Genomic DNA, 7,207 nt, shown 5'->3' with positions numbered 1-7,207 from the left:
TAATCAAGTTGTTTAAAATCGTGGCTCATAAATATCGCAACCGTCGTCAGCGCTATGATCTTAGAATGAAGCTGTTTGCTGGTATCATTAATTCCGAGCTTAAACTATGACTTTTGCAAGAGGTCTAATGGTTTGACCAAAAGACTCATATCGTGACGTCATCAAAAAGACATGGGCCATTTTGTAAAAGCTCTCTAGACTGGTTGTAGAGTTTAACAAAAAAACCTTTTCTTGTAGATTATTTTTAGTGACTATGTCGTGGTACTTTGTTATCTCAGGTTAAAATTTCACAACGCTTAGTTATTATCGATAACTAAGCTTTTCTAAAGTTCAATTTTTTTTATAGAATAAAGTATACTGTTCTCATGCCAATGACATTAGACATTAGACATTGTTTAAAATCAGCTTAAGCAAACAGAAGATCCATTTAAATTCCAAGAACTTCCTGATGCTTTCGAATGACACTCTCTTCAGTAAAAGGCTCGATAGCCTCTTTCATCAACTCTAGCGACGCTGGGTTATCAAGTGCTTGCTTAATTGCATTTGCCATGTTTTTAGGGTCGTGCATAGGCACGAGATAGCCATACTTACCATCTTTTAAAACCTCCCTTGGTCCTGTAGGACAGTCAGTTGACACTAAAGTACAACCTGCAGCCATGGCCTCAATTAAAACATTAGGAAGGCCTTCAAAATATGATGAAAGAGCAAATACATTTGCCTGCTTAAAGAATTTAAGTGGATTTTCTTGAAAACCTAATAAACGTACGGTATCAGATAGTTCTTTTTTCTGAATCAAGGCTTCTAACTCTACTCGAAAATCCCCTTCTCCGAGAATGGCTAGCTTTATCGGTCTCTCTTTTCTTATTATATTTATAGCATTAATAAGATCAGGATAGCCTTTTCCTGGACAAAGCCTACCTGCTGTTATGATTAAAGGGGTAGATTTGTCAGTAATCCAAGGATCGTCAACTGGCTCAGATATTCTTGTCAAAGTATCAGAATCATAAGCCATATTATAAATACACTGATGTCTTGTTTCGCCAAATATAGCTTTGTAGTCTTTAGCCATATCTTCAGATACACAGACAAGCGCATCAAGTCTTCTACGCAGCAAAATATTAGAGTACTTGAGTACCCAGTCTTTTGAGAAGGGTTTATCAGAATAAGTGCGATAGGGCGAAATACGAGAAGAAGCACTAATCTTAGCTTTTGATCTCGCGGCAATAGCAGCCATTGCAACAATAGTGTTTAGATGGTCTTCAGCAGTAAAAATAACATCCGGCTGGAATTTCTTAATACTTGATACGATTGATGGAAACAGCTTAAAAGTACGCTGTATATCCAAATTCATAACGGTAGCACCATCAATTATTGGTGCTTTTAAATCATCAGGAATATAGCCTATCACAAACTCAACTATATAACCCCTTCGTAAGAATGCTTTTGCTAAACGTATCTGCGCAAGAGGAACCCCTGAATGCGAATATCTTGCAATGAAGAAAATTATCTTTGTTTTCATATTTGATTACTTGTTTCTTAAATGGTCAATTATATATAATGTATATAATCAATGAGTTTATTAATATTGTCGACTCAAATAAGTTTGAATTACCTAATATTTTCGGTGGTGTATCAAAAAGTATGCTGGAGTAATAAAGGGAGGGTGACAGTCAAAGCAAGATGATATATTTGAGGTTATGAAGACACAAATACAGATCAATTGCCCCGACTGTCACAGTCCCAGTTTAAAGAAAAATGGCATAAAAAGCTATGGCAAGCAGAACTACCAATGCAAGGACTGCAAACGCCAATTTATTGGCGATCATGCGGTAACCTATAACGGCTGTCACTCTAGAATAGAAGATCTCATACGACTGATGACTGTCCGAGGTTGTGGTGTTAGAGACATAGCCGTTATAGCCAAGGTTAGCATTGGTAAAGTACTTGGCACCATAGGCTCATCTGTTTATAAGATCGCGCCTAAGAAGCGATATTATGAACGCTTAGAGGTTGATGAGTTCTGGACTTACGTGTATCGCAAGAAGCGTAAAGTCTGGCTCATCTACGCTTATGACCGTGCTACTAATGAGATTGTCGCTTATGTCTGGGGCAAACGTGACCTAAAAACGGCTAAGAAGTTAAGAGCACGTTTAAAGCAGCTTACAGTCAGCTATGGCTCGATTAGCATGGACAACTGGGACAGTTTTATAACCGCCTTTAAAAGTGATAACAAACGAATTGGCAAACAGCATACGGTAGGCATTGAAGGCAATAACTGCCGTCTTAGACACCGATTGCGTCGGGCGGTTAGAAAGACTTGTTGCTTCTCAAAAAAGCTTGATAATCACTTTAAAGTATTCGATCTGGTGTTCTTTTATGTCAATTATGGCTACGTCTGATGCCAGCATACTTTTTAGAACACCACCATATTTTCTTAGTGGAGTCTCTAAAGTTCTTGATCAGACAGTTGTCATTATCGATACGACTGAAACCCATTTTAAATGTCAAAAAAAATCGACTAAAAGGATAAGAATAAAAAAATACTTTAAAACCTTAAGTTTTGGCACAGTGTCAAACGGGCTTAATAGTAGATTCTCAAATCCCTAAGTAGTCAATTTATGATTCTAATCTCTGTCAGTAGGTTTTTCCTGACTATCCTCATAATGAGGTTAGACCATCAACCGCTATCAAAGCCTTGCAAAGTTAGATAAACAATCCTGTATTCCATTTCAAAATCCACTTAAGTGACTAATTGTTAGAATTTTGAAAACCTATTAATATATGATTCAGTTTCATAATACGTTTATGTACAATTTTTAGGTCATAGTGAGTCAGGTACCTACCTTTATTACTTTAACTATTATTAAAAAACTTCTTAGATTAATATAATAGTTACCTTAATCTTACGTCTGTACGATTTTAAATCTTAAAAATCATACGACTACTACGAGCAAGAATAAATGCAACATATTGTCTAATGCTTTTAGGATTCGAATAATCAAAAGCTCTATTAAGATGACTTAGACCCTTTTTACGTAAACCGCTTTTCATCAGTAACTTGTGTCCAAGCCATGTTTCATTACCTTTTCTACGCTCTATTAGTTCACCTTTTGAAAAAAAATCATTAATCTCAGCTTTATCTAAAAAATTATTTACAGCAGTATATGTTTCAAAATACTTATCATTTCTACTAACAGAACCGTATCTCAAATTTTGAATAAATCCAGCCCCAAGATTACCTTTCGTTTTTAGATTCATTTTTGCAAGCCTAATAATCAAATCATAATCTTCATTGTTAGTTAGTTGCTCATCAAATCCACCTATATCATTAAGATACTTTGTGCGAAATAAATAAGTAGGAACACCGCCTGGAATACAATTCGTTTTTCCAACTAAATCCGTATCTAACAGACCATCGTAATCCATATACTCGCACAATCCTCCTGAATTTTGTATGCGCGTTCCGTATACACCAAAATAATAATCCCCAAGTAAACTCAAGCAGTTCTGTTTTGTTTCAATATTTGACTCTAGCATTTCATCATCAGAATCAAGAAAAGTAACATAAGTGGTAGAACAATGCTTTAAACCATAATTTCTAGCTGAAGATGGACCTCCATTCTTTTTAATTAGCAGTGTAATTGGCACAATAGAGTCAATTTTTTCACTCAATACCACAGTTTCAGCCGTATCAGTATTAGAGCCATCGTCTACAACTAAAATCTGTTTTGGAGGTAAACTCTGTCTTATTGCTGATTGTAAAGCGCAGCGTAAGTCTGCTACGCTATCCTTATATGTAGTTATTATAATTGTCGTATCAGAATTTGGCTTAGCCATAGTCTCTTCTCTTATAATTATTGATATAGTACTAGGGCGTGTCTTCAATTCATTTTACAATGAATGATAGTACACGCTAGATAGAGCATTGACTTAAAATTACGAGCTAACTTCTCATAGCGAGTAACGATACTACGAAAATGCTTAAGCCTTGCAAACATATTTTCAACAAGATGACGCAGTTTGTACAAATAGCTATCAAACTCTGGATTAGGCTGTTTGGCATTTTTCCTTTTAGGAACGATGGGTATCATATTATGGCTTCGAGCTTTGTCTCTGATAGACTCTGAGTCATAGCCTTTATCAGCGATAAAGTAATCAGCTTGCCCAATCATTTCAATCAATTCACCTGCAACTTGACTGTCGTGGACGTCACCCCCAGTGATTTTAAAATTGAGCGGATATCCATCGGCATCACAGGATAGGTGTATCTTTGTAGTTGCTCCGCCACGGCTTTGTCCAATTGCTCGCTCTTCACCACGCCGAGCTCCACTTGCATGCTGATGACAGCGAACATAGCTTCCGTCTGTGAATACCCATTCCGTATCAACTTCTTTTCGTAAGCCAAAAAAAAATCCGCCCATAAGCCAGTTTTCGACCAGCGGTTGAAACGACTATAGGCTGTTTTCCACGAACATAATTCTTCAGGTATGTCACGCCAAGGAGCGCCTGTGCGTAGCTTCCACAGTATGGCTTCCATGACCTCTCGGCTGTTTTGAGTTTGATAGCAGCCGTACTTTATCATCGTCGATTGCAATTGATCCCAAAGCGTATCTGTTAATGCTTTTCTTGCCATAACTTGTATTTCTCGCATCGACTCAATAGATGCGGTATTGTAACTATTATTTAGGGCTTATCCAATTGAAGACATGCCCTAATTAAAAAATTAGGTGGTGTTCTAAAAAGTATGCTGGCATCAGACGTAACCATAATTGACATAAAAGAACACCAGATCGAATACTTTAAAGTGATTATCAAGCTTTTTTGAGAAGCAACAAGTCTTTCTAACCGCCCGACACAATCGGTGTCTAAGACGGCAGTTATTACCTTCAATGCCTACAGTATGAGATTTGCCAACTTGTTTGTTATCACTTTTAAAGGCGGTTATAAAACTGTCCCAGTTGTCCATACTGATAGAGCCATAGCTGACTGTAAGCTGCTTTAAACGTGCTCTTAACTTCTTAGCCGTTTTTAGGTCACGTTTGCCCCAGACATAAGCGACAATCTCATTAGTAGCCCGGTCATAAGCATAAATAAGCCAGACTTTACGCTTCTTGCGATACACGTAAGTCCAGAACTCATCAACCTCTAAGCGTTCATAATATCGCTTCTTAGGCGCGATCTTATAAACAGATGAGCCTATGGTGCCAAGTACTTTACCAATGCTAACCTTGGCTATAACGGCTATGTCTCTAACACCACAACCTCGGACAGTCATCAGTCGTATGAGATCTTCTATTCTAGAGTGACAGCCGTTATAGGTTACCGCATGGTCGCCAATAAATTGGCGTTTGCAGTCCTTGCATTGGTAGTTCTGCTTGCCATAGCTTTTTATACCATTTTTCTTTAGACTAAGACTGTGACAGTCGGGGCAATTGATCTGTATTTGTGTCTTCATAACCTCAAATATATCATCTTGCTTCGGCTGTCACCTTTCCTTTATTACCCCAGCATACTTTTTGATACACCACCCAATATTTAAACTAAATTTTTTGCTTTAATGCAAGTTTGTTACATATATCATTTTTTATCAAAACAGTCATCTTATAGTCTTCTTTCTTTCCAATAACGCAAAGTATTTCGGACATATTTGGATTTTACTGACAAGGAATAAATCATTCTCTTAGACTTTCCGATTAGACTTACTTTTAAATCAGAACTGCCTACAATATCTGATTCAAAATAACCTGTTGTAATTAACTTCGGGTATAAGACTACTGTGCTTTCTATAATTCCTTTTTCCTTAATATAAAACCAATCAGCTGTATCTTCAATCTTATCAAGATTATCTGTAACTAGTTTTTTGGCACCAAGAGAGTCCACAATATAAGAATAAGAACCCGAAACATGTCCATCCGCAGGATATTTATAGAACGAAAAACTGAGACCAGAGCACTTCACATCATTTCGTTTTTCAAAACTACCTCTAGCCCAATTATAACCTGGAAAGGCAACGTGCAACGAATAGTCCTGCATAAGCTCAACGGCATGAGTTAACTTCTTCTTAAAATCACTACTTAGTTCCACATCGTCTTCAAGAATTAATGTATAACCATCCTCAAATTCAGCAGCAATAATTTGAGCTCTTCTGTGACTATCAGCACAAGCGAATGCATTTTTATTTACAGAATAGTGTATATTGTTATAGCAGGTGTACCTTAGTCTATTTCCAATATTTCTCTCTATCCAATCGTCAGTTAGCGCAGACCCTTCTGTTGCTTCTAGAAACTCATAAGGAATACCCAAAGTATCTAGCTGCTTTGATATTCTAGCCCTACGTCCTGATGATGACTTGAGATTGATTACTATGATTTTTATATTCATATAATTATACCAATTAATAAAACCTTGACTATGTTACTAAAGTAAAATCTATTATTTTTAAATAAAGCTATTTTTTAGAACTAAATTTTTTATAGCATTTTTTAATGATATCTTAGTTGTTTTAACTGGACTTAAAGTAAATAATTTAATTAACATTAGTAGCTTCTTATCATTCAAGAATGCGAACTCTTTGTAAGTATTATGCCATTTTATGTTTTTGACTGCCTTATCATATAACTTGGAGTCAGAAAAGTAACTTAATACATCAAGCTTGCAGTGATTCATTTTGCTAATATCTTTAGAAGTATTTGTATCGTGCTTTCTATAAAGTGCAAATACATGACACATATTATATATATCGGCTTCCTTACTAAGGAGCAACCACATATACCAATCCTCAATAAGCAAATCCGCTTTATAACCACCTGTATTCCGAATATTTTGCATTCTAATCATTTGAGTAGGTGCCAGAAGGCTATGTTTATGCATTATAATATCATCGAAGCTATAAGCTTTAGCTTTACTAACAACTTCTTCCAACCTTCTATTGCTTTCATCGATTAATTGGACTCCTCCAAAAACCGCAGCATAATGTTCATTATTTTACCCCACTCTCAACTTGAAATAAGCAATTCAAACTGAAGAGGCGGGTTACCAAGTTTTTTGTTGAGTACAAAGCACAGATTGTGTGAAAGAATCTTACGAATCAATCGATGAGACAAATGCCATAAATCTCTTGCTCGTACCTTTTGTATATTAAATCGTTCTGATAACTGACCAATGACTGTTTCAACGATACGGCGGGCTTTCATTAGCCGCCTTACCA

General features: G+C 36.4%; 8 protein-coding genes and 2 pseudogenes. 2 read left to right on the top strand and 8 right to left on the bottom strand.

Annotation, left to right across the window (positions count from 1 at the left end; genetic code table 11):
- A pseudogene (locus tag QL919_RS13860) lies at nucleotides 1-110 on the top strand (IS5/IS1182 family transposase); the annotation flags it as partial.
- On the opposite strand, the gene QL919_RS14180 reads toward QL919_RS13860, so the two are convergent.
- Both QL919_RS14180 and QL919_RS13855 read right to left on the bottom strand, forming a co-directional pair.
- Nucleotides 100-255, bottom strand: coding sequence for a hypothetical protein (locus QL919_RS14180; RefSeq protein ID WP_356650623.1), 156 nt, complete (start codon nucleotides 253-255; stop codon nucleotides 100-102). The pseudogene QL919_RS13860 and the gene QL919_RS14180 sit on opposite strands and share 11 nt — an antisense overlap.
- 172 nt (nucleotides 256-427) lie before the next feature.
- Nucleotides 428-1,519, bottom strand: coding sequence for a glycosyltransferase (locus QL919_RS13855; protein WP_290190060.1), 1,092 nt, complete (start codon nucleotides 1,517-1,519; stop codon nucleotides 428-430).
- 178 nt (nucleotides 1,520-1,697) lie between these two features.
- On the opposite strand from QL919_RS13855, the gene QL919_RS13850 reads away from it, so the two are divergent.
- Complete coding sequence (locus tag QL919_RS13850; RefSeq protein ID WP_290190059.1) at nucleotides 1,698-2,399, top strand: IS1 family transposase; 702 nt, start codon at nucleotides 1,698-1,700, stop codon at nucleotides 2,397-2,399.
- Nucleotides 2,400-2,919: 520 nt separating this feature from the next.
- On the opposite strand, the gene QL919_RS13845 is transcribed toward QL919_RS13850, so the two are convergent.
- The 6 genes and pseudogenes from QL919_RS13845 to QL919_RS13820 all read right to left on the bottom strand — a co-directional run.
- On the bottom strand, nucleotides 2,920-3,837 hold the full coding sequence (locus QL919_RS13845) for a glycosyltransferase family A protein (protein ID WP_290190058.1): 918 nt from the start codon (nucleotides 3,835-3,837) through the stop codon (nucleotides 2,920-2,922).
- A gap of 44 nt (nucleotides 3,838-3,881) precedes the next feature.
- A protein-coding gene (locus QL919_RS13840) for an IS5 family transposase (RefSeq protein WP_290190057.1) occupies nucleotides 3,882-4,633 on the bottom strand; the annotation gives its coding sequence in 2 pieces (ribosomal slippage) (nucleotides 3,882-4,426 and nucleotides 4,426-4,633; 753 coding nt in all).
- Between the two features lie 120 nt (nucleotides 4,634-4,753).
- Nucleotides 4,754-5,455: an IS1 family transposase gene (locus QL919_RS13835; RefSeq protein ID WP_290189674.1), complete on the bottom strand. Its 702-nt coding sequence runs from the start codon at nucleotides 5,453-5,455 to the stop codon at nucleotides 4,754-4,756.
- A 146-nt stretch (nucleotides 5,456-5,601) separates the two neighbouring features.
- On the bottom strand, nucleotides 5,602-6,381 hold the full coding sequence (locus tag QL919_RS13830; RefSeq protein WP_290190056.1) for a glycosyltransferase family 25 protein: 780 nt from the start codon (nucleotides 6,379-6,381) through the stop codon (nucleotides 5,602-5,604).
- A 57-nt stretch (nucleotides 6,382-6,438) separates the two neighbouring features.
- The gene (locus QL919_RS13825) at nucleotides 6,439-6,921 is read right to left on the bottom strand and encodes a hypothetical protein (protein ID WP_290190055.1); all 483 of its coding nucleotides are present in this window, start codon (nucleotides 6,919-6,921) and stop codon (nucleotides 6,439-6,441) included.
- A 74-nt stretch (nucleotides 6,922-6,995) separates the two neighbouring features.
- A pseudogene (locus QL919_RS13820) lies at nucleotides 6,996-7,207 on the bottom strand (IS982 family transposase); the annotation flags it as partial.

Source organism: Psychrobacter sp. APC 3426, from assembly GCF_030408035.1.
Classification (GTDB): domain Bacteria; phylum Pseudomonadota; class Gammaproteobacteria; order Pseudomonadales; family Moraxellaceae; genus Psychrobacter.
Note: the sequence above shows the minus strand (reverse complement) of the source record. Positions and strands in the feature narration are given on the sequence as shown.

Coding starts and splice junctions, on each gene's coding strand:
- QL919_RS13845 (WP_290190058.1), bottom strand. CDS start 3,837: ATGGCTAAGCCAAATTCTGATACGACAATTATAATAACTACATATAAG.
- QL919_RS13830 (WP_290190056.1), bottom strand. CDS start 6,381: ATGAATATAAAAATCATAGTAATCAATCTCAAGTCATCATCAGGACGT.
- QL919_RS13855 (WP_290190060.1), bottom strand. CDS start 1,519: ATGAAAACAAAGATAATTTTCTTCATTGCAAGATATTCGCATTCAGGG.
- QL919_RS13835 (WP_290189674.1), bottom strand. CDS start 5,455: ATGAAGACACAAATACAGATCAATTGCCCCGACTGTCACAGTCTTAGT.
- QL919_RS13850 (WP_290190059.1), top strand. CDS start 1,698: ATGAAGACACAAATACAGATCAATTGCCCCGACTGTCACAGTCCCAGT.